We start from the raw sequence: 21,337 nt of genomic DNA on the forward strand, positions 1-21,337 counted from the left end.
CGTATAATCTTTAAAAAGAGGTTTTGAATTTATGAAGGCAATGATACTTGCGGCAGGAAAAGGTACACGTGTTCAGCCCATAACTCATATTATACCTAAACCAATGATACCGATTTTACAAAAACCTGTAATGGAGTTTCTTTTAGAACTCTTAAAAGAACATGGATTTAAAGAAATAATGGTTAACGTTTCTCACCTTGCTGAAGAAATTGAAAATTATTTCAGGGATGGTCAAAGATTTGGAGTGGAGATTGCGTATAGTTTTGAGGGTAGGATTGAAGACGGGGAGTTAATAGGAGATGCTTTGGGTTCAGCAGGAGGATTAAAAAAAATTCAAGATTTTCAAAATTTTTTTGATGAAACTTTTGTTGTACTTTGTGGCGATGCTTTAGTTGACTTAGATTTGACTGAAGCAGTAAAGAAACATAAAGAAAAGGGAGCAATTGCAAGTTTAATAACTAAAAAAGTAACGATTGATCAAGTATCAAGTTATGGAGTAGTAGTTTCAGATGATAATGGTCGAATCAAAGCATTTCAAGAAAAACCATCTATAGATCAAGCCTTAGGCGACTCTATTAATACTGGTATTTATCTTTTTGAACCTGAAATTTTTAATTACATTCCATCAGGTGAAAAATTTGATATTGGTGCTGATCTCTTTCCTAAACTTGTTGAAATGGATTTACCATTTTTTGCACTACCAATGGATTTTGAATGGGTAGATATTGGAAAAGTTCCTGATTATTGGAGTGCCATTCGAAATGTATTATTAGGTAAGGTAAGACAAGTAGAGATCCCTGGTAAAGAAATTAGACCTGGAGTTTTCACTGGATTAAATGTTGCTGCGAATTGGGAAACGATAGATGTAAATGGTCCAGTATACATAGGTGGGATGACCCGAATTGAAGATGGTGCAAAGATTATTGGCCCTGCAATGATTGGACCAAGTTGTTGTATTTGCGAAGGTGCAACAATTGATAATTCAATTATTTTTGATTATTCCAAAATTGGTAAGGGTGTTCGACTGGTTGATAAATTAGTTTTTGGCCGTTATTGTGTGGACAAAAATGGAGATCACTTTGATTTGCAAGATGCATCGTTGGATTGGTTGATAACAGATTCTAGAAGATCTGATATGACTGAACCATCTCCACAGCAGAAGGCAATGGCAGAATTGTTAGGTACTGATTTGATTAATATTCCAGATTAATGTTTGCTTTATCAAGAATCTCAGGGATTAAATGTTCAGACTTAACAGCCATTAGATGAATACCATTTGCAATATTAATAAAATTATGAGCTTGCTCAGCTGCAATTTCTATACCTTCTTTTAAAGGGTCCTTAGCATTTTGAAGACGATTTAAAATATCTTCAGGAATGTTTGCGCCCGGTACATATTTGTTTATGAAGAGAGCGTTTTTATAGGATTTCAATAAGAATACACCTGCAATTACGGGTATCTCTAGAGGGTTGCTAACTTCTTCGCAAAATTCTATCAGATTTTCTTTTTTCATAACCATTTGAGTTTGTAAGAATTTAACTCCAGCCTCTTTTTTCTTCTTCATTCTATTTTTTAAACTTCTTAGATTTCTGCAACTTGGATCAGCCGCAGCTCCAGAAAAAATAAATGTTTTTTTATCGGGAAGTTCTCCAAAAGTTGGATCAATACCATTATTGAATGCTTGAATTTGTTGAAGCAATCTAACTGATTCGAACTCGTGAACTGCTTTTGCATCTTGTTGATCCCCGGCTTTTACTGAATCACCGGTAATGCATAAAATGTTTTTAATTCCTAAAGCATTTGCTCCAAGAATATCTGATTGTAAAGCAATTTTATTACGATCTCTGCAAGATATTTGCATTACTGGTTCTATACCATTTTCCAGTAATAGTTTGGACATTGCCAAGCTGCACATTCTCATTACAGCTCTGCTTCCGTCAGTAATGTTAACAGCATGTACCTTATCTTTCAAAAGTTGTGCTATCTTAAGAGATCTTACGGGGCTACCACCTCTAGGCGGCATTAATTCTGCTGTAATTACTTTGGATTTTTTTTCTAAAGTCTGCTGAAGTTTTGATTTCAATTGCTTTTGTTTCCTACTTGGTAACAAGTGTGATTAGATTGCTAAACTTAATTAATATAAAAAAGGAACTGTTTAAATGCAAATGGTTGAAGAAGAAGTAAACAACATTGATATGATGGGTCTCTCAACAAGAGAGATGGAAATCATTGATCTCGTAGCTGATGGGCTGACAAATCAAGAAATTGCAGTAAAACTTACCATTAGTAAAAGAACTGTTGATAATCATGTAAGTAATATGTTTACAAAAACAGGTTCAAAAAATAGAGTAGCACTTTTAAATTGGGCAATGGATAATGGAAAGATTTGTAGAGATGGATTTAATTGTTGTTCCCTCCCAGATTCAGATCAAGATTAGTGCGCTCTAATTTTTTTGTATCGTTAGCTAAATTCATTAAACAATAGTTTGTAGAGCCTAAATCGAATAGTTCAGCATATGCTAAGCAGGCATCTTTGTCTGAATCAACAAATCTCAATATTCCTTCTTTGTCGTAAAGACCATACATTTGAAGAAAGGTATGTTTTTTAAAATATAAAGAAAATATAAAGGAAAAGTGGTAACTTTGACTAGTTGTTTTTGAAAGTTGTCAAATTTTTATCTTCCCATTTTGAAAAAGGTTTGTTTGTGAGACCGAAATTAGTGTAATTTTTGAGCCCTGTAATTTCTTTTGAAATGAAAGATGGAAGATACAAATTTTCCTCTTCATTAGGAAGTTCAATTTCAGCAATTTCAAGTGGATAATTATCTTCTTTAAAGCGATCTATTATCCAAAATTTTTTTTCAACATCTAAAAAGAATCTTTCTTTCTTTATTGTATTTGTGAGATTCGACATTATAGTTTTGCCATCTTTTTGTGGAATGTAGTATTCAAATTCAAAGTTGGTAAAGCTTTCGATATGTTTTTTGAGTGCAATTTTATACTCTTTGCCCGTGCGCCTTATTCTAATTATCCAATTATCTAAACTTTCTGATAAGTATCCCTGTTCAATACAGATTTTTTTTGTGATGAATTTTTTCCAGCTATCGTTCTTTATAAGAAATCGTCTTTCTATTTCTAAGGCCATTTAATTTTTTAGAGATAAATCCCCTTTCCAATCTAGTTTTTTTATTAAAGTATTATAGTAGTTAGCACTTTTTTTAAACTTTATTATTTTGCAGGGTGATTCCCCTTTTTTGATCTCACAATAATAATTTTCTTTAATAGTCATACATTTTGAACCGTCTCTCCATAATTTAATTTCACCTTTACTTTTTTTTACTGGTTTAATGATTACCTTACTTGTATTAGGAATAACTATTGGTCTACTAGCTAAACTCATTGGGCATATAGGGTTAATTATCATTGCATCTATACTTGGATGTACTATTGGACCACCTGCAGCCATTGAGTATGCTGTTGAACCAGTAGATGTAGCTATAATCAATCCATCACCTTTATATTCATTTACCTTCTCATTATCTATTTCAATTTGTATTTGGTTAGTAGGAGAAATATCTTCTTCAACGGATTTAAAATAAAAATCATTTAATGCGTCATAGCTTTTTATAATTTTTTTTTCAGTACTTTTTCCACTAATACAAACATCACAATTGATTCTATTCCGAAAATCAATTATATATTCTTCGTTTTCAAGAATTTCAATAAAAGATTTGTCAAATAGAAAATCTTTCTCTTGTGTCAGGAAACCCAAATTACCACCAATATTAATGCTCAATAAAGGAATATCATAATCAGCTAAAGCATTTGCACATTTCAGGAAGGTACCATCCCCACCAAGTACTATTCCTATATTTGGTTGTGATTCTGACTTGCAAAGATATTTTTCAATTTCCTCTTTATGAAAATCACTTTCAATCCTGTTTGATTTAATATTTTTAGCTTTAAGAACTTCTTCACAAAATTTTGAAGCCTCTAAAGCTATAGAACTATCTGAACGATATACAATGAGAACTAATGAAAGTTTCATTTAATACTTTTACCATTTTAGTAAATTAAAGCTTTCCATATCTACAGTCACTCTATTCCTGTAAAGAGATAACAAAATAGCTAATCCAACGGCGGCTTCTGCTGCAGCAACAGTAATCACAAAAATCGTAAAAACTTGTCCTTGAATTAAATTATTATCAATATAGGAAGAAAAAGCCATTAAGTTGATATTGACCGCATTGAGCATTAATTCAATACTCATTAGAACTCTGACTGCATTTCTGCTATTTAATAATCCCCAAATACCAATGCAAAATAGTGCTGAAGATACTATCAAAAAAGCTTGAAGAGGTATTGATTCTAAATTCATAATAAGAGAGTGGAAAGGTTAATTTTTGTTTGTAAGTAATGGTTCAGATGATTTTTCAATTAACTCTTGATCAACAGGTAATCCTGTAGAAATATCTTTGCTCATTACATCTCTTCTTGCTAAAACAATAGCTCCAATCATTGCCATTAAAAGTAAGACTGAAGCTACTTCAAATGGAAGTAAATAATCACTAAACAGATGTTCTCCAATTCTAATAGTTGATTCTTCTCCTATAGAGTTTTGAGGACTGGATAGACTCCACACATTTGTCAAGTCAACCCTTATTAAGAGACTTAGTAGGGTTAAACATATCGATGTTGATATGATTCTTCTCGATTTAATGTCATTGATAGGCTTTAAATTTTCTTTTTTATTGACAAGCATAATAGCAAAAATTATTAATACATTCACTGCACCCACATAAACTAAAACCTGTGCCGCAGCAACAAAACTTGCATTTAAAAGAAGATATAATCCCGCCACACTCATGAAAACCCCTCCAAGAAGGAAGGCTGAGTAGACAATGCTTTCAAGCAATATAACACCGAGGGCTCCAATAATGACAACTAAAGATAGAACTGTAAAACAAATAAATTGTGTTGTTATTGCAATGGACATAACTTAATGTAAGTTAATTAGTTGGATTAGAAACTTTATCTTTATTTTCATTGGATTCAGGTCTCATCCAATCATAGACTTCTTCAGGTAGTTTACCAGCTCTAGTATTTGAGGCTGGGATTTCATGAGGGTCCATTACACCTTTAGGGAGGTAGGCAAGTTCTCTAAGAGGTTTAACTGATGGATCTGTTGTGACGTTTGTAGGTAGTCTACCAAGTGCTACATTATCGAAATTTAGATTGTGTCTATCGAAAGTAGCTAATTCATATTCTTCAGTCATTGATAGACAATTAGTTGGACAATATTCAACACAATTTCCACAAAATATACAAACTCCAAAATCTATTGAATAATTTCGAAGTTCCTTTTTTTTGGTTTCTTTATTCATTACCCAATCAACTACTGGCAGATTGATGGGACATACTCTCACACAAACTTCGCAAGCAATACATTTATCGAATTCATAATGTATCCTTCCTCTATATCTTTCAGAAGGTATTAACTTTTCATACGGATATTGGACAGTGACAGGTCTTCTTCGAAGATGATCAAAAGTTACCGATATACCATTGTATAAATATTTCCCAGCATTAAATGCTTCCTTGATATAGCTATTTATTTGTTGAAGGAAATTGTTCATTTTGAAGAATTTGCTTTGTTATTTTTATTTTAGTGGAATAATTTTAAATTTAAGTATTTTTACTTAAATTTAGCCACCAAAGAATTGGGGAAAAGCAAGTTTTAATCCTGCAGTTATCAAAAGATTAGCAAGAGAAATTGGAAGAAGAAACTTCCATCCTAGATCTAAAAGTTGATCTATTCTTACTCTGGGAGTTGTCCAGCGTAATAATATTGCAATGAAAACTAAAAGATATGCTTTTAAAACAGTCATTACAATTCCTATTGATGCAGTGAAAACCTGAACGAAAGGTGCATTAATTGGCAAATTAAAAAAATTAGCTATTAATTCAACTGGAATAGGAAACCCCCATCCTCCCAAATAAAGTATTGATACTAATAATGCTGAAAGAATTAAATTGATGTAACTACCAAGGTAGAACAATGCGAATTTCATCCCAGCATATTCAGTTTGATATCCTGCAACTAATTCTTCTTCAGCTTCAGGTAAGTCGAATGGAAGTCTTTCGCATTCTGCAAGAGCACAAATCCAAAAAACTATAAAACCTACTGGTTGTCTCCAAATGTTCCAACTTAGTATTCCAGCACCACTTTGTTGGTTAACAATGTCAATAGTACTGAGAGAATTTGTCATTAGGACGATAGCTAGTACAGATAAAGCTAAAGGTATTTCGTAACTTATTGATTGAGCTGCTGCTCTTAATCCTCCTAATAAAGAGTATTTATTGTTTGATGCATATCCGCTCATAAGAAGTCCAATTGGCTGGATACTGCTTAAAGCGATCCATAAAAAAATTCCAATACCAACGTTACTTATTAAAAGATTTTGTCCAAAAGGGACAATTAACCATGAGAGTATTACTGGGACAAGAACTAATATAGGTCCTGCAGTGAAGAGGATTCCATCAGCTTTAGCAGGAATAATATCCTCTTTGACAAGTAACTTAAGACCATCTGCAATTGGTTGTAGGACGCCAAGGGCACCAGCATATTCGGGACCTATTCTTTGTTGAGCAGCAGCAGATATCTTTCTTTCAAGCCAAACTGTTACCAAAACGCCAACAACTGCTGCTACTAAAACTAGAAGCATAGGTATAGGAATCCAAATTATATGGGCAATTTCACTAGAAAGGCCAAAACCTTTTAAGAATTCATTAAAACTATATTCGAGATCTAATCCGTATTCCAAAATTTTTATGTTATTTACTTAATACATTAACTCTTCACAAACAATATGTGTGTTTTTTATGAAAAGCTGCAAATATTATTCTCTATTTTCTAGGTTGATCCAATCTCTTGGTGCTGAACCAGTATAGATTTGAGATGGTCTAAAAATTCTATTTGCACCAAGTTGCTCTCTCCAATGAGCTAACCAACCAGCAACTCTAGATATGGCAAAAATTGGAGTAAATAAATCACGAGGAATACCAAGTTTTCTATAAACAAGACCAGAATAAAAGTCCACGTTGGGGAAAATACCTTTAGGTCCAAGTCTTGGAATTGCCTCTGCCTCTAATGCTTTAGCAACTTCATACATTTTATCTGCTCCAAATCTAATAAAAAGCTCTTCTGCAAGTTTTTGAAGAATTATTGCTCTTGGATCTTTGACTTTATACTCTCTATGGCCAAAGCCCATGATTTTAGTTTTATTTTTTATCGCGTTATCTAAAAAACACCCAGCATTTTCTGGAGTTTTGATCTCTTCTAACATTGCAATCACATCTTCATTTGCTCCTCCATGCAGTGGACCAGCTAGGGTTCCTACCGCAGAGGCGATAACAGCATACGGATCTGTAAGAGTGCTTGCGGTTACTCTAGCGCTAAATGTACTTGCGTTTAAACTATGTTCGGCATGAAGAATTAAACACCTATCAAAAACTTTTGCAGCTATAGGATCTTGTTCTCTCTCAGTCAGCATATAAAGAAAATTTGATGAGTAAGTTAAATCATCTCGAGGTTGAATAGGGTCTTGTCCTTTCCTAATAAGTTGAAAAGCAGCTATCATAGTTGGTATTTTTGCTATTAGTCTTATCACTGCGTTGTAGATGTAATTAGGATCATCTATCGCTCTACGTGAATAGAAAAGCCCTAAGGAAGCCGCACTTGATTGGAGGGCATCCATAGGATGACCTGTCGCAGGGAAACATTTCATCATATCTCGGACTCTAAAACTTAATCTGCGATGCATCTGAACTTCTTGTTCAAAATCTCTTAGTTGAGTAGCTGTAGGCAATTCACCCCAAATTAATAAGTAAGCAGTTTCTAAAAAACTACTTTTTTGGGATAGTTCCTCAATGGTGTAGCCTCTATATAATAGTTTGCCTTTGTTGCCGTCAATATCACAGATAGATGAATTAGTAACTGGGACACCCTCTAATCCTGGTTTTAAAATTAGTTTTTTATTGTCCAATTGCTTAATTCAATATCAAATACTTATAGATTAAAGATAGTCAAATAATTTTTAATTAACCACAAGTTTTTAACTTCACAAAAATTTAGAATGTTTGAGTTTGAAGCTTTTTTGAATAAATTTATTAAAGGATTTTTAAACTTTTTTCTGTATAAAAAATTGGATTTTTTTCTGGAATAGATTGACTTATGATTTCTAGAGATTCTTCATTTGATATTTTTAAAATATTTTTAACGAGAAAATTAAGATCTTCCAAATCTGAAAGATATTCAATTTTATTGGAATTTTCATTTTTGGTATCAACTTTTGCATAAAGAAAAGCAGATTTATCTTTATTACTTTTTAAGTTAAAAAATTTTTTTGAGATTGTTTCTAGTTTTTTACTATCAATTAAATAATTACTTATGAATTGCAAACCTCCAGATTCTATTGAATAGACATTTTCAAAAGTTATTTGTTTGATTACATCATCTTTTTCTTCAAGAATATCTTTGGAATATATCGAATATATATCTTCCTTTTGTTTCAAAGTATATTTATTGAAATCTTTTAGTTTTTTCAAAGCACTTAAATCAAATTGATCTTCAGTATTTTTTTCAAATGTAATTAGCCAATCTTTTTTTGAATTGAGAATTAAAATGTTTTGATTTGCATTATTATTAAAATCCTCAAAAAATTCTTGTTCAAAATCATTTATTAAAGGTTTAATGTATTTGCCAAAATTATTTATGTCACTAAAAATTGAAACTTCAGGATTATTTTCATTATTATTTTCTTCATTTATTAGTTTATCGTAAGTAAGAATATCAAGATTTTTTTTATTATTTAGCAGATATGATTTTAAAATTAGATTTTTATTTTTTAAGTCAAATGTTGTAGCTATAATATCCTCATTATTTTCAGTAAAAAATTCTTTATTAAAAAAAATGCTTTCACAAAATTTATTTGTAAATAATATATTTTTTTCTTTTTTTAGTCTAGAAAGTTCTCCCTCATATTCAAATTTTTTTTCTTTAAAGTGATTACTAGAATAAATACTATTTTTGATTAAGTTTTTATCTGATGAAGCAATTATATAATTATCGTTGGTTCGGTATATATAGTTAAGGAAACTTATTTTGTTTTCTCTATTAATTGAAATTATCTCATCAATTTGATCAATTTTATTAGGCAAATTTAATAAATCGTCTATTGTTTTTTCTGGCTTAATTTTAAAAATAATCAAAATATCATCTTTAAGCTTCTTATGATTTTCAAAAAATGAGATTATAAGTTCATTGTTATAGATATCTTCTAATTTATTGTTGCCTAGATCTATACCTAAGTAATCTAAGATAGAGTCTTTTATTAAAACAAAGTCATCTTGGTTTGTTGAATTTTTATCTTTTTCATTATTATTAACAATATGAAAACTATCTAAATTTGAAATAAATAATAATTTATTGTTTTCAGGTATATATCTTAAGATATTTAGTTGCTCAATATTTGTACTTTGCTCCTTATTTTTATTAGCAGAAACTTTTTTAAAACCAAAAAAAAGTAATAAAGATAATAATATTATTATTGCTACTACTTTAAGTTTCATTATCAATGTTTATTTTTATTTTTAACAATAAACTTCTTACTGCAACTTAATTTATTAAATTGTAAATAACACATAATTTATCCTATAAATTGGGAAGTTATCCAAAATCCATAAATGCTTCTAGTCTCAATGATTGGTTTAATTCTGAGAAAGAAGATCCAGTTTTAATTGATGTAAGAGAACAGTCAGAGCTTGAAATAGCTCGTTTCTCAAAAGAATTTTTACATATACCAATTAGTAAAGTCACATCTGAATATGTTGAAGAAATATTTGCTGGTTTATTAGATAGAGAAATTGTAGTTACCTGTCATGCAGGAATAAGAAGTTATAACTTTTCTAAATGGTGCTTGGATAATAATATTGTGAGCGAAATTTGGAATTTGGAGGAGGGTATTGATGGATGGAGTAGAAATATTGACCCATCAATCCCAAGGTATTGATTAAATATCTAATGAAGATGCAACAGTATTAACATCTTTGTCGCCTCTACCAGAGCAATTGATAACTATATGAGTATCTTTTTCAAGAGTAGGGCATAATTTATCTAACCAAGCAAAGGCATGGGAAGTTTCAAGTGCAGGTATAATTCCTTCTAGTTCACTAACAAGTTTTAAAGCGTCTAAAGCTTCTTGATCTGTGACTGATCCATATTCTGCTCTACCTATATCTTTTAAATGGCTATGTTCAGGTCCTACTCCAGGGTAATCTAAACCTGCACTTATTGAGTGAGCTTCTTGTACTTGACCATTATCATCTTGCAAGAGAAGACTCATTGAGCCATGCAAAATTCCAGCTGACCCTTTAGTAATAGTGGCAGCATGTTTGTCAGTATCAACTCCGCTTCCTGCGGCTTCAACTCCAATAAGTCGCACAGAAGTTTCTTTAACAAAGGGATGGAAAAGCCCCATTGCGTTTGATCCCCCACCTACACAAGCAAGCAAAATATCGGGCAAAGATCCAAATGATTTGAAACATTGTTTTTTAGTTTCTTCACCTATAACTGCATGAAAATCCCGCACAATCTTTGGGAAAGGGTGTGGGCCTGCAACAGATCCTAAAATGTAGTGTGTGGTTTCGACATTAGAAACCCAATCTCTAATGGCCTCACTAGTAGCATCCTTAAGTGTTGCAGTTCCAGAATTTACAACTTTAACTTCAGCTCCTAAAAGTTTCATTCTGAAAACGTTAAGGGATTGTCTTTTAATGTCTTCAGCACCCATGTAGATAATACATTTCAAGCCAAATCTCGCACAAACAGTGGCAGTAGCAACTCCATGCTGACCTGCTCCAGTTTCTGCAATTATTCTTTTTTTACCCATTCTTATTGCCAATAAAGCTTGACCAAGAGCATTATTAATTTTGTGAGCCCCAGTATGATTTAAATCTTCTCTTTTAAGCCATATTCTAGGAGTTGCTTGGTTATTTTTGTAATGTTCAGTAAGTCTTTTGGCTTCATAAAGTGGTGTTTCTCTTCCTACATAAGTCTTAAGTAGATGATTTAATTCTTCTACAAAAAGTTTATCTTTCCATGCATTAGATGCAGCGTCTTCAAGCTCAAAAAGAGCGGGCATTAGCGTTTCAGGAACATATTGACCACCATATTTTCCAAATCTTCCCTCTTTGGAGGGTTGATTTAAATCGTCATTTTTATAGTTTTGATCTTTGCGAGAAAATGTACTTACCACTTTTTCTATAGAATAAGTATTAACTAACTATAGATTATTTTGAAAATAATGGGAAAAAAGAATTGGATCGAATTTGATAATCAAGAAAAGAAATCTGAAGAAACAGCTAAGGTAGATACTTTTAATAAAAGATCAAAAATAAATATTTCAAAACAAAAAAAAGGTAAAAAGGGCAAGACTATAACTTTAATTAGAGGTTTAGGCACTGAGGATGAAATCTTATTAAAAGAATTACTAAAAAAAATTAAAGTTTTTTGTGGGACTGGAGGAGCATTAATTGATAGAAATATCCAGTTACAGGGTGATATGGTATCGAAATCAATTGAGTTTCTTCGTAAAGAGGGATTTCATAATTTATGAAGCAAGGGTTAGGATAGGTTTTTAATTTTGATGAAGTAAAAAATGAAAGAACAAAATCAAACAAAGTCAACCAATATAAAGTGGCACAACTTAACTATTGATAGAGAAAAGTTAGAGAAAATGAGAGGTCATAAAGGTTTGGTTATTTGGTTTACAGGTTTGTCTGGTTCTGGCAAAAGTACTTTGGCCAACGCTTTAAATGAAGTTTTACACTTGGATGGTTTTTCGACTTATGTGTTGGATGGAGATAATATTAGACACGGTTTATGTAAAGATCTTGGTTTTTCGGATGAAGATAGGGAAGAAAATATAAGAAGAATTGGCGAAGTTGCGAATTTATTTATGAATGCTGGGATAATAACTATTACAGCATTCGTTTCGCCATTTATTAGCGATAGAGAGAAGGTGAGAAAAATTATTGGATCTAAGGATTTTATTGAAGTTTATTGTTCTGCTGATATCACAGTTTGCGAAAATAGGGATACTAAAGGTTTTTATAAAAAAGCTCGTTTGGGAGAAATTAAAGAATTCACAGGGATTTCTAGTCCATATGAAGCGCCTCTTAATCCCGAAATTGTTGTTGATACAGGTTCGTTAGATTTAAATGATTCCGTTGAAAAAATTATTAACTACCTTAAAAAAGAAAACTTGCTTAACAAGACCTAATAGAAAAATATTAGTTCATTCATTTTGAAGATAATTATCAGGTCCAATATTTGATAACTTACTATTTTTAGTTCTTACCAGTGTATGTAGATTTTTTCTAAATTTTTTCAAATTTTTCTTTATGGATTCATCAAATAAACTGATCATCTCTATTGCCAATAATCCAGCATTCTGACCTCCATTAATTGCAACTGTTGCAACTGGAATTCCAGCGGGCATTTGAACGATTGATAAAAGAGAGTCAATCCCCTTAAGAGTCTTACTCTCTACTGGTACGCCAATTACAGGAATGCAAGTTATGGATGCCAGCATTCCTGGAAGATGAGCAGCACCCCCAGCACCTGCAATTATTACTTTTATGTTTTCTGATTCTGCATTTTTTGCATATTCCATCATTTCAAAAGGTGTTCGATGAGCAGAAAGTATAGAAACTTCAGTTTTTATTCCAAATTCTCTTAAAATATCAATGGCTGGTTTCAATGTTTTTAGATCTGAATCACTACCCATTACGACAGCAATTTTATAAATATCTTTAGAATTCAATTCTGACAAAATAACAAATCAATTCTTTCCTATAATGGCGTGCAATTAATTTGGCGCCAGTTAGTTAGTATAAAAAGAATAAATTTTCATAGAATATTATGACGTCAAATAAGATTATCGAAAAAAGTGAAGTAAGAGAGTATTTTAATGGTACTGGCTTTGAAAGATGGAATAAAATTTATAGCAAATCTGATGAAATTAATACAGTTCAGAAAAATATTAGGAAAGGACATCAAAAAACTGTAGATGATGTAGTCTCATACATCAAAAATTATCCTGAACTAACAAAAAAAAGTTATTGTGATGCAGGCTGTGGTGTAGGAAGTCTTTCCATACCTTTACTAAGACTTGGTATAAAAGAACTACAGGTGAGCGATATTTCTTCTGAAATGATTAAAGAAACAAAGAAACGCATTAATGAATTAGGGTTGAATCAAGGTAAAATCAAATATGAAATCTGTGATCTAGAAAAATTAAAAGGATTATTTGATGTTGTAGTTTGTTTGGATGTATTTATTCATTATCCTCAACCGGTCGCAGAAGAAATGGTGCAACATCTATGCGATTTAAGCAAAGAAAAACTAATCGTTAGCTTTGCTCCTTATACCCCAGTTCTTGCTGTTTTAAAAAATATTGGAAAATTATTTCCTGGGCCAAGTAAAACTACAAGAGCATATACATTGAAAGAAAAGGGTATTATTAATGCTGTTAAAGAAAGAGGGTTTAAAGTTGTTAAAAAGAAATTAAATCAAGCTCCTTTTTATTTTTCAAAACTAATTGAATTCGAAAAAATTAAATAATTTATTTCACTAAATGATTTTCAAGTGCATAACGAACTAATTCTGTTCGGCTAGATGTACCTGTCTTGATAAAAAGTCTACTTACATATTTCTCAACATTTCTAATAGATGTTTCAAGCTGTCTTGCAATTTCTTTGTTCATCAGTCCCTCTGCTACTAGTTGAAGCACACTTGCTTCTCTAGGAGTAAAACTAGGAAGATTTATTTTATTTTCTAGATTAGTCTGGTTTTGGTCTGTGAGCATAGATTTTATTTCAGTAATTTGTTTTGCCATTTTGCTAACGTCAATATCTGCGAATCGTGCCGCTTCTTTTAATAATCGTTCTTGTCTGTTGATTACATTTTTGACTCTTGCTGCTAATTCATCAGGATCGAAAGGTTTGGAAATATAATCATCAACTCCTGCAAGATAACCTTCTGTTCTGTCTAGGGTCATTCCTTTTGCAGTTAGAAAAATAACTGGAGTTCCTCCTAATTTTTCATCTTCTCTAATTTTTTCTAATAAAGCATAACCGTTGGCTCGGGGCATCATAACATCGCTAATTATCAAATCGGGGAAAATTGTTTGAGCTTTTTCCCAACCATCCTCTCCATCAACTGCAATAAATATTTCAAAGCCTTCATCTTCTAGAAATGTTTTAACAGCTGTTCTTAAGCCAGGCTCATCATCAACTAATAAAATTCTTGATTTTCTTACAGGTTCATTATTTATTTGATTAATTTCATTCATTTTTTTAATTCTTTAATTTGATTTTCTTGTAATAAACAGAATTTTATATACTAAACATAATGCTATCAACTCCCATACTACTAGACTATCAATCTTCGACTCCTTGCTCTAAAGATGTCGTTGATTCTATGAAACCTTTTTGGAGTGAGATATTTTCTAACCCTGCAAGCAAATCTAATTTGGCTGGGATTAACGCAAGCGCTATATTGGAAGCCTCAAGAGAAAAAATAGAACAAAGTTTATTTCTTAATAATAAAAAAGTTATTTTTACAAGTGGGGCAACTGAATCTAATAACTTAGCTTTATTAGGTTTTGCCAGAAATTTCTATAAAAAAACAGGAAATTATGGACATATTATTACCTTAAAAACGGAGCATAAAGCTGTTTTGGAGCCCTTAAACCAACTAAAAAAAGAGGGATTTATAGTTACGGAAATTAATCCTGAGAAAGATGGCTTAATTTCAGAAGAACAATTCAAAAAAAATATAAGAGAAGATACATTTCTGGTTAGTGTCATGTTGGCAAATAATGAAATAGGAGTTATTCAGCCCATAGAAAATATTTTAAAGATATGTAAATCGAGAGGAATAACATTTCACTCTGATTTTGCTCAATGCTTAGGTTATATGGCGTTAGACAATCTTTTGTCAGATGTAAATATGATAACGATGAGTTCTCACAAAATATATGGTCCTAAAGGGATAGGACTTCTTTTGATTGATGAAGAAATTAATCTTGAGCCTTTAATTGTTGGAGGAGGTCAGGAGTATGGTTTTAGGTCTGGCACATTACCTCTTCCTTTAGTAGTTGGCTTTGCTAAAGCAATAGAGATAGCGGTTCTTAATCAAAAAAATAATGCTGAGAAATTACTTTTTCATAGAAATAACCTTTTGGAGGGGTTGTTAAAAAATAATTCTGGTTTATTAATTAATGGCTCCATAGAAAAAAGATTACCTCACAATTTAAATTTGACTGTATTGGATTTAAACGGAGCAAAGTTTCATAAACTTTTAAAATCTAAAATAATTTGTTCTACTGGATCTGCATGTAGTAATGGTGAACCATCTCATGTTTTACTAGCTTTAGGTAGATCTCTTAAAGAAGCAGAATCTTCAATAAGGTTAAGTATTGGATTAAGTACTAATTCAAAAGATATAAAACAAGCAATTCATATTCTTACAAATACGATCAGATCATTACGATAGAAATTATTGGCTTTTAATTTAACTGAGCAATTCTTAATTTTCCACTTCTAGCTCTTTTATTAAGTTCGACTTCTTGTTCGGAAGGAGTTATTGGCTTTTTTGTCAGGTTTTTTAGTCTTTGATCATTCTTAAAACAACTTTTAACTAACCTATCCTCAAGGGAATGAAAACTAATAATAGAAATAATACCTCCTGGCAAAAGCCATTCAGGTACAACTTGCAAAAATTTTTCTAATACTTCAATTTCTTTATTAACAGCAATTCTTAGTGCTTGAAATGTTCTTGTGGCTGGATGTAATTTTTTATATCTTTGTTTTGGTGGGAAGCAGCCTGCAATAGAATAAGCTAATTCTTTTGTCCCAGAATATTTCCCATTTTCCTTCAAATCAAATTTTATTTTCCTAGCAATCTTTCTTGATAATCTCTCATCTCCATATTTATAGATTAGGTTAGCTAGATCTTTTTCATTTAAAGACTCAATTAATTTCTCTGCATCAAAATCAAGCAAAGGATTCATGCGCATATCAAGCGGACCATCTTTTTGGAAACTAAATCCTCTTTTAGGGTCATCAAGTTGATTACTATTTACTCCAAGATCTGCAATCACAAAAGAAACTTTCTCTTTTGGTACAAAATCCGCAAAATTTGAAGCTCTTATATCAATCCTACTTTTAAACTCGTCAAGTTTTTTTAATGCTGATTTTCTTGCGAATGGATCTTGATCAAGTCCAATTATATTTAAATCTGAATATTTTCTTAATAAATGATAAGAGTGCCCGCCTCCGCCTAAAGTTGCGTCTATTCCTTTAATTTGATTGTTATTTATAAGTGGGTAATGCTCTAATGAGGCCATAATCTCATCTGTCATGACTGATTGATGATTGAAAAAAGATGAATCAGATAGGTCAGTTTGCATAACTTTCGACTAAGATTTATTTAGAAGTTAAATTTCGAATGGCTCAGCTAGAGACTAGAACAGAACCAATGGTGGTCAATTTTGGCCCTCACCATCCCTCAATGCATGGGGTTTTAAGGTTAGTTGTAACTCTTGATGGTGAGAATGTCATTGATTGTGAGCCAGTAATTGGATATTTACATAGAGGAATGGAAAAGATAGCTGAAAATAGGACAAATGTAATGTATGTCCCTTATGTAAGCAGAATGGATTATGCAGCAGGAATGTTTTATGAAGCTATTGTAGTAAATGCTCCTGAAAGATTAGCTAATATTCCAGTTCCCAAAAGAGCTAGTTACATCAGAGTTCTTATGCTCGAACTTAATCGTATTGCTAATCATCTTTTATGGCTTGGTCCCTTTTTAGCAGACGTAGGAGCTCAAACTCCATTTTTCTATATTTTTAGAGAAAGAGAGATGATATATGATCTCTGGGAAGCTGCTACTGGACAAAGGCTAATAAATAATAATTTCTTTAGGATAGGTGGTGTCGCATGTGATCTCCCATACGGATGGTTAGAAAAATGTATAGACTTTTGCGATTGGTTTGGTCCTAAGATAGATGAATACGAAAAATTAATCACAAATAATCCAATTTTTAGAAAAAGAATTGAAGGTCTAGGAACAATACAAAGAGACCAGGCAATTAATTGGTCTTTGTCTGGACCAATGCTTAGAGCTTCTGGAGTTTCTTGGGATTTAAGGAAAGTCGATAGTTATGAATGTTATGACGATTTTGATTGGCAGATTGCTTCAGAAAAAGAAGGAGATTGTTATGCGAGATATCGAGTAAGAGTTGAAGAGATGAGACAATCATTAAGCATCATTCGCCAAGCCTGCAAAATGATTCCCGGAGGTCCAACAGAAAATTTAGAAGCTCAAAGAATGGCGACTGAAGATAAGAAAAGTGAAATATTTGGTATCGACTATCAATATGTAGCTAAGAAGGTTGCTCCAACTTTTAAAATTCCTAACGGAGAATTATATACAAGATTAGAGTCCGGCAAAGGAGAAATAGGTGTATTTATTCAAGGAAATAATGAAGTTACCCCATGGAGATTTAAAATCAGAGCAGCTGATTTAAATAATCTGCAAATATTGCCTCATATTCTTAAAGGTGCCAAAATCGCTGATATTATGGCAATCCTTGGTTCAATAGATGTCATTATGGGATCTGTTGATAGATAATTTCTTTAAATGAACCCCTCTGACTGGTTAATATTGCAGAAGAAGGTAAGATTTGGTGATTGTGATTCTGCAGGTGTAATTCATTTTCATAACTTATTAAAATGGTCGCATGAAGCTTGGGAAGAAAGTATTGAAATTTATGGGATTCCTTCTCAAGATATTTTTCCAGATTTTTCTATACGTAAAAGTCAAATTATTTTTCCAATAGTAAATTGTGAAGCAAACTTTCTTGCGCCTATAAAAATTGGAGATTTATTAAAAGTAAAAATTACCCCTCATAAAATTAATACTCATTTGTTCCAAGTAAATAGCTTTTTTATAAAAAATGGAAATAAAGTAGCCGAAGGGAAAATTATACATTGTTCTTTAGATATTGATTCAAGAAATAAAATAGAACTTCCCGATCAGTTAGAAAGATGGATAGAGGCTTCTAATGTGAGTACAAATTTAAAAGAATGCTAATAATTATTTTTTAAATTTATAGTTTATTTTTTCTGTAATGCTATTTTTGTTTTTAACAATCCATTTTTCAGGCTTTTCATGTTTAGGCCAACTTTGAGAAAATTTTTTTAATAAATTTAAAGAAATTTCAATAATATTATTATTTGTAAGTTCTCTAAATTCAACTATTACTTTAATTTTATTTCCCCATAATTTGTTAGATACTTTTGAAATATTGAATTTATTAATTGGGATATTTTCTTTCATAATGAAATCATTTAATCTAGATTCAATTACTTCAGGGAAAACGATTTCTCCTCCTGAATTAAAGGCATTATCATTTCTTCCAACAAAGTTTAAATAGAAAGAATTATTGATTTGATTAATTTCACCTAAATCACTTGTTTGCCACCACCCATTTTTATTTTTGAAATTTTCAGTTTTTAAAGAGTCTATTATTTCAATTCCAATTCTGGCTGATTTTATCTCTATTAATCCTTGTGCGTTAATTCTTATTTTTGTATCAGGTAGTATTTCTCCAACATTTTTAAAACCCATCAAGAATTCTTTTGGTTTTAAACTAGTAACCATTGCTGCTGTTTCAGTTGAGCCGTAACAAGGTGCTAATTTTATTTTTTCTTTTATACATTGTTCTGCAGTTTCGTCTGAAATTGAAGCTCCACCTACCCAAATTAGATCAAAAATTTTTAGCCAACTAATTCCATCTTTTTGAGCTAAAAGTCTTTGTAATTGGGTAGGTACTAATGACGTAATCAAGTGTTTTTTGTTTTTTTTAAATTTAATTGTGAAAAGTAAAAGTTCTCGAGTTTTTTTTATCAAATTCGGAGAAATATTAATACAATCACATCCCCAAGTTTGACTTCTAAAAATTGGCATTAATCCACTTATGTGGTTCAGGGGTAAAGTATTTAAAATTAAGCAGTTTTGTAATTCAAATCCTTGCTCTATTAGCCATTGACCTGATGTAGTTGCAGATAATTTAAGATTATTTAAATGGTGAAAACATTGTCTCGGTTTTCCAGAACTCCCACTACTGTTTAAGATAATTGCTGGCCCATTTTCAGTAATTGAATCTAATACATCTTTGTCTTCATAAAATTTGTTTTTTACATAAATAATTTTATTCTCTCTAATTTTTTCGATAATTTTTTCTACAGATTTAGTTTCGTTATTTTCAACTTCAATAGTATGAATTTTATTTTTCATAGTTGATCCCATATCTTTTTTGCTTCATTTAAAAATAGAAACGAATTAGGGAATTTATTCATTGCTAAACCAGGAACTTTTGGCGTTGGTCCTTGTAATTGTAGAGAAGATAAATGATTGAGCCATCTCTTTCCTATTCCAGTTTCAAATGAGGTACTTATAGATATTAAAGCTTTTTTATTTTCTAATTCTCTTAAAAGCTTAACTGGATTATTTTCTTGAGAAGGCCTTCTAATTTGCCAACCCTTCCACTCATCAATCAAAGTTGGAAATTTTAAAAGTGATTCGTCTAAAGCTATTGGAATTTTTTTGTTTAGTTCTGTCATTCCATCAATATCATCAACACAGAGAGGTTGTTCTAACCAATCTATATTTTTATTATCTTTCAAAATATCAGCCCATCTATTAGCTATCTCTCTTCCCCAAGAACCATTAGCATCTATTCTTAACTTAATATTATTACCTATTTTGCTTAAAATTTCTTCTAATTTTGCTTCTTCCTCATGGTTATTTTTTAGTGCTACTTTCCATTTTAAGGTTAATGATTTTCCAATATCACAATGTCTTTTTTTAATATCATTTAGATCTGAAACTACATTTTCATGATTTAACAATATGGCTGTTTTACCAATTTCATCAAAGTAGTAGTTTTCTTTAAAAATTATTTTTCCATTGATCTCTGCTAATGCAGAATTTATTGCAGATTGAATGCATGGATGAAAAATATTTATTTGCTCAGATAAATTAAATTCCTCTATATACTCAGGGATCATATCTAGTTGTTTCGCGCACTTTTTTAAGTCTTTTTTATGTAGCGGTGAAACTTCTCCAAACCCTATTTTTTTATCATTACTTATTAATTTAATTATCCAACCCGATTTTGTATGGTAATTGGTTTTAGAATTTTCTACTTTGGCCGATAACTTAAAGCTATAAGATTTTTTTTGAAATATTAAGTTCATTTATTTAGATAGTAATTAAATATTAATCCTGTGATTAAACCAATTCCATTAAGAGTTTGAAATTTTATTGCGACGAATTTGCAATTTTTTATTGTAGAAGGTTTTGCATACGAAGACTTTAATAAATTTATAAGTCTTATTGCTTGAGGGAAACTAAGCAAATAAAGGATACAAAACACTGGAATAAATCCATAAACTATTGTGAAAAGTTGAAAAATATATATTGTAAAAATTATCCAAGGCACAAATTGAGAACCTTTTTTTGCCCCTAAGCGAACTAAAGGTGAATTTTTCCCATGCTTTTTATCTTCAGAAATTTGATGAAAATGAGAACAAAATAATACGAGTGTTGTTGCCAAGGAAGGTCCTGAACCAAGTAATAAAGAAACTTTCCATGGAATATCTTCGAAGTAAATATTAGACGGATTTAACGCAATTAAGACTGCAGAGTACGCAAAAGGTCCAAATGCAAGCCAGCATAATGGTTCTCCTAAACCTTGATAACCCAATCTAAAAGGAGGACCTTGATATAAATATCCTAAGAAGCAGCAAGCTGCCACCAAAATAAAAATGTTTATACTTGTTGATACTGAAATAATTAAAATTATTAATAAACCAATAACTAAAGATGTATATGCAATAAATGAAATTATTTTTTTATTTTTTACAAGATTTACTATTGAATGGAATTTAAATTCATCGATTCCTGTTTCTGCGTCGTATAAATCATTAGTTAGATTTTCCCAAAGTAATATCAAAATTGCAGCTAAAGTAAATGAAATCAAATTATAAATTTTTACCTCTTCATATTGATTGAGTAAGTAAGCCCCTGTTATTAAAACTGGAAGTATGGCAACAGAATAAAGAGGCCATTTTATTGCTTTTTTCCATAATTTTTTTTTATCTTCGTCCATTTTTAATTAACACGCAAAATTAGATAATTAT

General features: G+C 31.2%; 25 protein-coding genes. 9 read left to right on the forward strand and 16 right to left on the reverse strand.

The genetic code is table 11. The features are described from left to right. Positions 1 to 31: 31 nt before the first annotated feature. A complete protein-coding gene (locus tag HA141_RS00810) occupies positions 32 to 1,210 on the forward strand; it encodes a nucleotidyltransferase family protein (protein WP_209116288.1) in 1,179 nt (392 codons plus the stop codon). Here the strand turns inward: HA141_RS00810 and HA141_RS00815 are convergent. Next, on the reverse strand, positions 1,194 to 2,084 hold the full coding sequence (locus HA141_RS00815) for a methylenetetrahydrofolate reductase (RefSeq protein ID WP_209116289.1): 891 nt from the start codon (positions 2,082 to 2,084) through the stop codon (positions 1,194 to 1,196). The genes HA141_RS00810 and HA141_RS00815 overlap by 17 nt on opposite strands. A 76-nt stretch (positions 2,085 to 2,160) precedes the next feature. On the opposite strand from HA141_RS00815, the gene HA141_RS00820 reads away from it, so the two are divergent. Further along, on the forward strand, positions 2,161 to 2,439 hold the full coding sequence (locus HA141_RS00820; RefSeq protein WP_025914016.1) for a helix-turn-helix domain-containing protein: 279 nt from the start codon (positions 2,161 to 2,163) through the stop codon (positions 2,437 to 2,439). Positions 2,440 to 2,648: 209 nt separating this feature from the next. Here HA141_RS00820 and HA141_RS00825 read toward each other — a convergent pair whose 3' ends face one another. The 8 genes from HA141_RS00825 to HA141_RS00860 form a co-directional block, all read right to left on the reverse strand. After that, the gene (locus HA141_RS00825) at positions 2,649 to 3,146 is read right to left on the reverse strand and encodes an adenylate cyclase (RefSeq protein ID WP_209116290.1); all 498 of its coding nucleotides are present in this window, start codon (positions 3,144 to 3,146) and stop codon (positions 2,649 to 2,651) included. Then, a complete protein-coding gene (locus HA141_RS00830; RefSeq protein WP_209116291.1) occupies positions 3,147 to 4,049 on the reverse strand; it encodes an NAD(+) kinase in 903 nt (300 codons plus the stop codon). Positions 4,050 to 4,058: 9 nt separating this feature from the next. Beyond that, positions 4,059 to 4,379: an NADH-quinone oxidoreductase subunit NuoK gene (gene nuoK / locus HA141_RS00835; protein WP_002807273.1), complete on the reverse strand. Its 321-nt coding sequence runs from the start codon at positions 4,377 to 4,379 to the stop codon at positions 4,059 to 4,061. Between the two features lie 18 nt (positions 4,380 to 4,397). Then, positions 4,398 to 4,997: an NADH-quinone oxidoreductase subunit J gene (locus tag HA141_RS00840; RefSeq protein WP_209116292.1), complete on the reverse strand. Its 600-nt coding sequence runs from the start codon at positions 4,995 to 4,997 to the stop codon at positions 4,398 to 4,400. Positions 4,998 to 5,010: 13 nt separating this feature from the next. Then, positions 5,011 to 5,637: an NAD(P)H-quinone oxidoreductase subunit I gene (gene ndhI / locus HA141_RS00845; protein WP_209116293.1), complete on the reverse strand. Its 627-nt coding sequence runs from the start codon at positions 5,635 to 5,637 to the stop codon at positions 5,011 to 5,013. 69 nt (positions 5,638 to 5,706) lie between these two features. Further along, positions 5,707 to 6,825, reverse strand: coding sequence for an NADH-quinone oxidoreductase subunit NuoH (gene nuoH, locus HA141_RS00850; protein ID WP_209116294.1), 1,119 nt, complete (start codon positions 6,823 to 6,825; stop codon positions 5,707 to 5,709). Between the two features lie 75 nt (positions 6,826 to 6,900). Continuing rightward, the gene (locus tag HA141_RS00855) at positions 6,901 to 8,046 is read right to left on the reverse strand and encodes a citrate synthase (protein WP_209116295.1); all 1,146 of its coding nucleotides are present in this window, start codon (positions 8,044 to 8,046) and stop codon (positions 6,901 to 6,903) included. Between the two features lie 124 nt (positions 8,047 to 8,170). Then, entirely contained in the window at positions 8,171 to 9,631 is a 1,461-nt protein-coding gene (locus HA141_RS00860; RefSeq protein ID WP_209116296.1) for a hypothetical protein, read from the reverse strand. Between the two features lie 89 nt (positions 9,632 to 9,720). Here HA141_RS00860 and HA141_RS00865 point away from each other — a divergent pair, with 89 nt between their 5' ends. Beyond that, positions 9,721 to 10,071, forward strand: a complete 351-nt coding sequence (locus HA141_RS00865) for a rhodanese-like domain-containing protein (protein ID WP_209116297.1) — start codon at positions 9,721 to 9,723, stop codon at positions 10,069 to 10,071. On the opposite strand, the gene trpB is transcribed toward HA141_RS00865, so the two are convergent. Continuing rightward, positions 10,072 to 11,316, reverse strand: a complete 1,245-nt coding sequence (trpB, locus tag HA141_RS00870) for a tryptophan synthase subunit beta (RefSeq protein ID WP_209116298.1) — start codon at positions 11,314 to 11,316, stop codon at positions 10,072 to 10,074. A 48-nt stretch (positions 11,317 to 11,364) separates the two neighbouring features. Between trpB and HA141_RS00875 the strand changes: the two genes are divergently transcribed. Together HA141_RS00875 and cysC are read left to right on the forward strand one after the other, a co-directional pair. Beyond that, positions 11,365 to 11,676: a translation initiation factor SUI1 gene (locus HA141_RS00875; protein ID WP_209116299.1), complete on the forward strand. Its 312-nt coding sequence runs from the start codon at positions 11,365 to 11,367 to the stop codon at positions 11,674 to 11,676. A 42-nt stretch (positions 11,677 to 11,718) separates the two neighbouring features. After that, positions 11,719 to 12,342, forward strand: coding sequence for an adenylyl-sulfate kinase (cysC, locus tag HA141_RS00880; protein WP_209116300.1), 624 nt, complete (start codon positions 11,719 to 11,721; stop codon positions 12,340 to 12,342). A 15-nt stretch (positions 12,343 to 12,357) separates the two neighbouring features. Here the strand turns inward: cysC and purE are convergent, their stop codons facing one another. After that, positions 12,358 to 12,894, reverse strand: a complete 537-nt coding sequence (gene purE / locus HA141_RS00885; protein WP_257472406.1) for a 5-(carboxyamino)imidazole ribonucleotide mutase — start codon at positions 12,892 to 12,894, stop codon at positions 12,358 to 12,360. 89 nt (positions 12,895 to 12,983) lie between these two features. Here purE and bchM point away from each other — a divergent pair, with 89 nt between their 5' ends. After that, positions 12,984 to 13,685 carry a magnesium protoporphyrin IX methyltransferase gene (gene bchM / locus HA141_RS00890; protein ID WP_209116301.1) on the forward strand — a complete coding sequence of 234 codons (702 nt, stop codon included), beginning with the start codon at positions 12,984 to 12,986 and terminating at the stop codon, positions 13,683 to 13,685. Position 13,686: 1 nt separating this feature from the next. On the opposite strand, the gene HA141_RS00895 is transcribed toward bchM, so the two are convergent. Then, entirely contained in the window at positions 13,687 to 14,415 is a 729-nt protein-coding gene (locus HA141_RS00895; RefSeq protein WP_209116302.1) for a response regulator transcription factor, read from the reverse strand. 59 nt (positions 14,416 to 14,474) lie between these two features. Between HA141_RS00895 and HA141_RS00900 the strand changes: the two genes are divergently transcribed. Then, positions 14,475 to 15,620: a cysteine desulfurase family protein gene (locus HA141_RS00900; protein ID WP_209116303.1), complete on the forward strand. Its 1,146-nt coding sequence runs from the start codon at positions 14,475 to 14,477 to the stop codon at positions 15,618 to 15,620. Positions 15,621 to 15,633: 13 nt separating this feature from the next. Here HA141_RS00900 and rsmH read toward each other — a convergent pair whose 3' ends face one another. Beyond that, positions 15,634 to 16,536 (reverse strand): 16S rRNA (cytosine(1402)-N(4))-methyltransferase RsmH, encoded by a 903-nt coding sequence (gene rsmH, locus HA141_RS00905; protein WP_209116304.1) that lies wholly within the window; start codon positions 16,534 to 16,536, stop codon positions 15,634 to 15,636. A gap of 38 nt (positions 16,537 to 16,574) precedes the next feature. On the opposite strand from rsmH, the gene HA141_RS00910 reads away from it, so the two are divergent. Next, the gene (locus HA141_RS00910) at positions 16,575 to 17,762 is read left to right on the forward strand and encodes an NAD(P)H-quinone oxidoreductase subunit H (RefSeq protein WP_002807890.1); all 1,188 of its coding nucleotides are present in this window, start codon (positions 16,575 to 16,577) and stop codon (positions 17,760 to 17,762) included. 9 nt (positions 17,763 to 17,771) lie between these two features. Continuing rightward, entirely contained in the window at positions 17,772 to 18,224 is a 453-nt protein-coding gene (locus HA141_RS00915) for an acyl-CoA thioesterase (RefSeq protein ID WP_209116305.1), read from the forward strand. A 3-nt stretch (positions 18,225 to 18,227) separates the two neighbouring features. Here HA141_RS00915 and HA141_RS00920 read toward each other — a convergent pair whose 3' ends face one another. From HA141_RS00920 to menA, 3 genes are read right to left on the reverse strand one after another with little or no spacing between them, the layout of a single operon-like run. Further along, positions 18,228 to 19,430: an AMP-binding protein gene (locus tag HA141_RS00920; protein ID WP_209116306.1), complete on the reverse strand. Its 1,203-nt coding sequence runs from the start codon at positions 19,428 to 19,430 to the stop codon at positions 18,228 to 18,230. Next, positions 19,427 to 20,392, reverse strand: coding sequence for an o-succinylbenzoate synthase (locus tag HA141_RS00925; protein WP_209116307.1), 966 nt, complete (start codon positions 20,390 to 20,392; stop codon positions 19,427 to 19,429). Before HA141_RS00925 ends, HA141_RS00920 begins: the two co-directional genes overlap by 4 nt. Further along, a complete protein-coding gene (gene menA, locus HA141_RS00930) occupies positions 20,389 to 21,306 on the reverse strand; it encodes a 2-carboxy-1,4-naphthoquinone phytyltransferase (protein ID WP_209116308.1) in 918 nt (305 codons plus the stop codon). The genes HA141_RS00925 and menA overlap by 4 nt, the downstream gene beginning before the upstream one ends. Between the last annotated feature and the right edge of the window lie 31 nt (positions 21,307 to 21,337).

The sequence above is a fragment of the Prochlorococcus marinus XMU1402 genome (genome assembly GCF_017696205.1).
GTDB classification, from domain to species: Bacteria; Cyanobacteriota; Cyanobacteriia; order PCC-6307; family Cyanobiaceae; genus Prochlorococcus_A; species Prochlorococcus_A marinus_AC.

Coding starts and splice junctions, on each gene's coding strand:
- nuoK (WP_002807273.1), bottom strand. CDS start 4,379: ATGAATTTAGAATCAATACCTCTTCAAGCTTTTTTGATAGTATCTTCA.
- HA141_RS00875 (WP_209116299.1), top strand. CDS start 11,365: ATGGGAAAAAAGAATTGGATCGAATTTGATAATCAAGAAAAGAAATCT.
- HA141_RS00895 (WP_209116302.1), bottom strand. CDS start 14,415: ATGAATGAAATTAATCAAATAAATAATGAACCTGTAAGAAAATCAAGA.
- HA141_RS00820 (WP_025914016.1), top strand. CDS start 2,161: ATGCAAATGGTTGAAGAAGAAGTAAACAACATTGATATGATGGGTCTC.
- ndhI (WP_209116293.1), bottom strand. CDS start 5,637: ATGAACAATTTCCTTCAACAAATAAATAGCTATATCAAGGAAGCATTT.
- cysC (WP_209116300.1), top strand. CDS start 11,719: ATGAAAGAACAAAATCAAACAAAGTCAACCAATATAAAGTGGCACAAC.
- HA141_RS00920 (WP_209116306.1), bottom strand. CDS start 19,430: ATGAAAAATAAAATTCATACTATTGAAGTTGAAAATAACGAAACTAAA.
- HA141_RS00825 (WP_209116290.1), bottom strand. CDS start 3,146: ATGGCCTTAGAAATAGAAAGACGATTTCTTATAAAGAACGATAGCTGG.
- HA141_RS00810 (WP_209116288.1), top strand. CDS start 32: ATGAAGGCAATGATACTTGCGGCAGGAAAAGGTACACGTGTTCAGCCC.
- rsmH (WP_209116304.1), bottom strand. CDS start 16,536: ATGCAAACTGACCTATCTGATTCATCTTTTTTCAATCATCAATCAGTC.
- HA141_RS00910 (WP_002807890.1), top strand. CDS start 16,575: ATGGCTCAGCTAGAGACTAGAACAGAACCAATGGTGGTCAATTTTGGC.
- HA141_RS00840 (WP_209116292.1), bottom strand. CDS start 4,997: ATGTCCATTGCAATAACAACACAATTTATTTGTTTTACAGTTCTATCT.
- HA141_RS00900 (WP_209116303.1), top strand. CDS start 14,475: ATGCTATCAACTCCCATACTACTAGACTATCAATCTTCGACTCCTTGC.
- menA (WP_209116308.1), bottom strand. CDS start 21,306: ATGGACGAAGATAAAAAAAAATTATGGAAAAAAGCAATAAAATGGCCT.
- HA141_RS00925 (WP_209116307.1), bottom strand. CDS start 20,392: ATGAACTTAATATTTCAAAAAAAATCTTATAGCTTTAAGTTATCGGCC.
- HA141_RS00860 (WP_209116296.1), bottom strand. CDS start 9,631: ATGAAACTTAAAGTAGTAGCAATAATAATATTATTATCTTTATTACTT.
- HA141_RS00915 (WP_209116305.1), top strand. CDS start 17,772: ATGAACCCCTCTGACTGGTTAATATTGCAGAAGAAGGTAAGATTTGGT.
- HA141_RS00830 (WP_209116291.1), bottom strand. CDS start 4,049: ATGAAACTTTCATTAGTTCTCATTGTATATCGTTCAGATAGTTCTATA.
- bchM (WP_209116301.1), top strand. CDS start 12,984: ATGACGTCAAATAAGATTATCGAAAAAAGTGAAGTAAGAGAGTATTTT.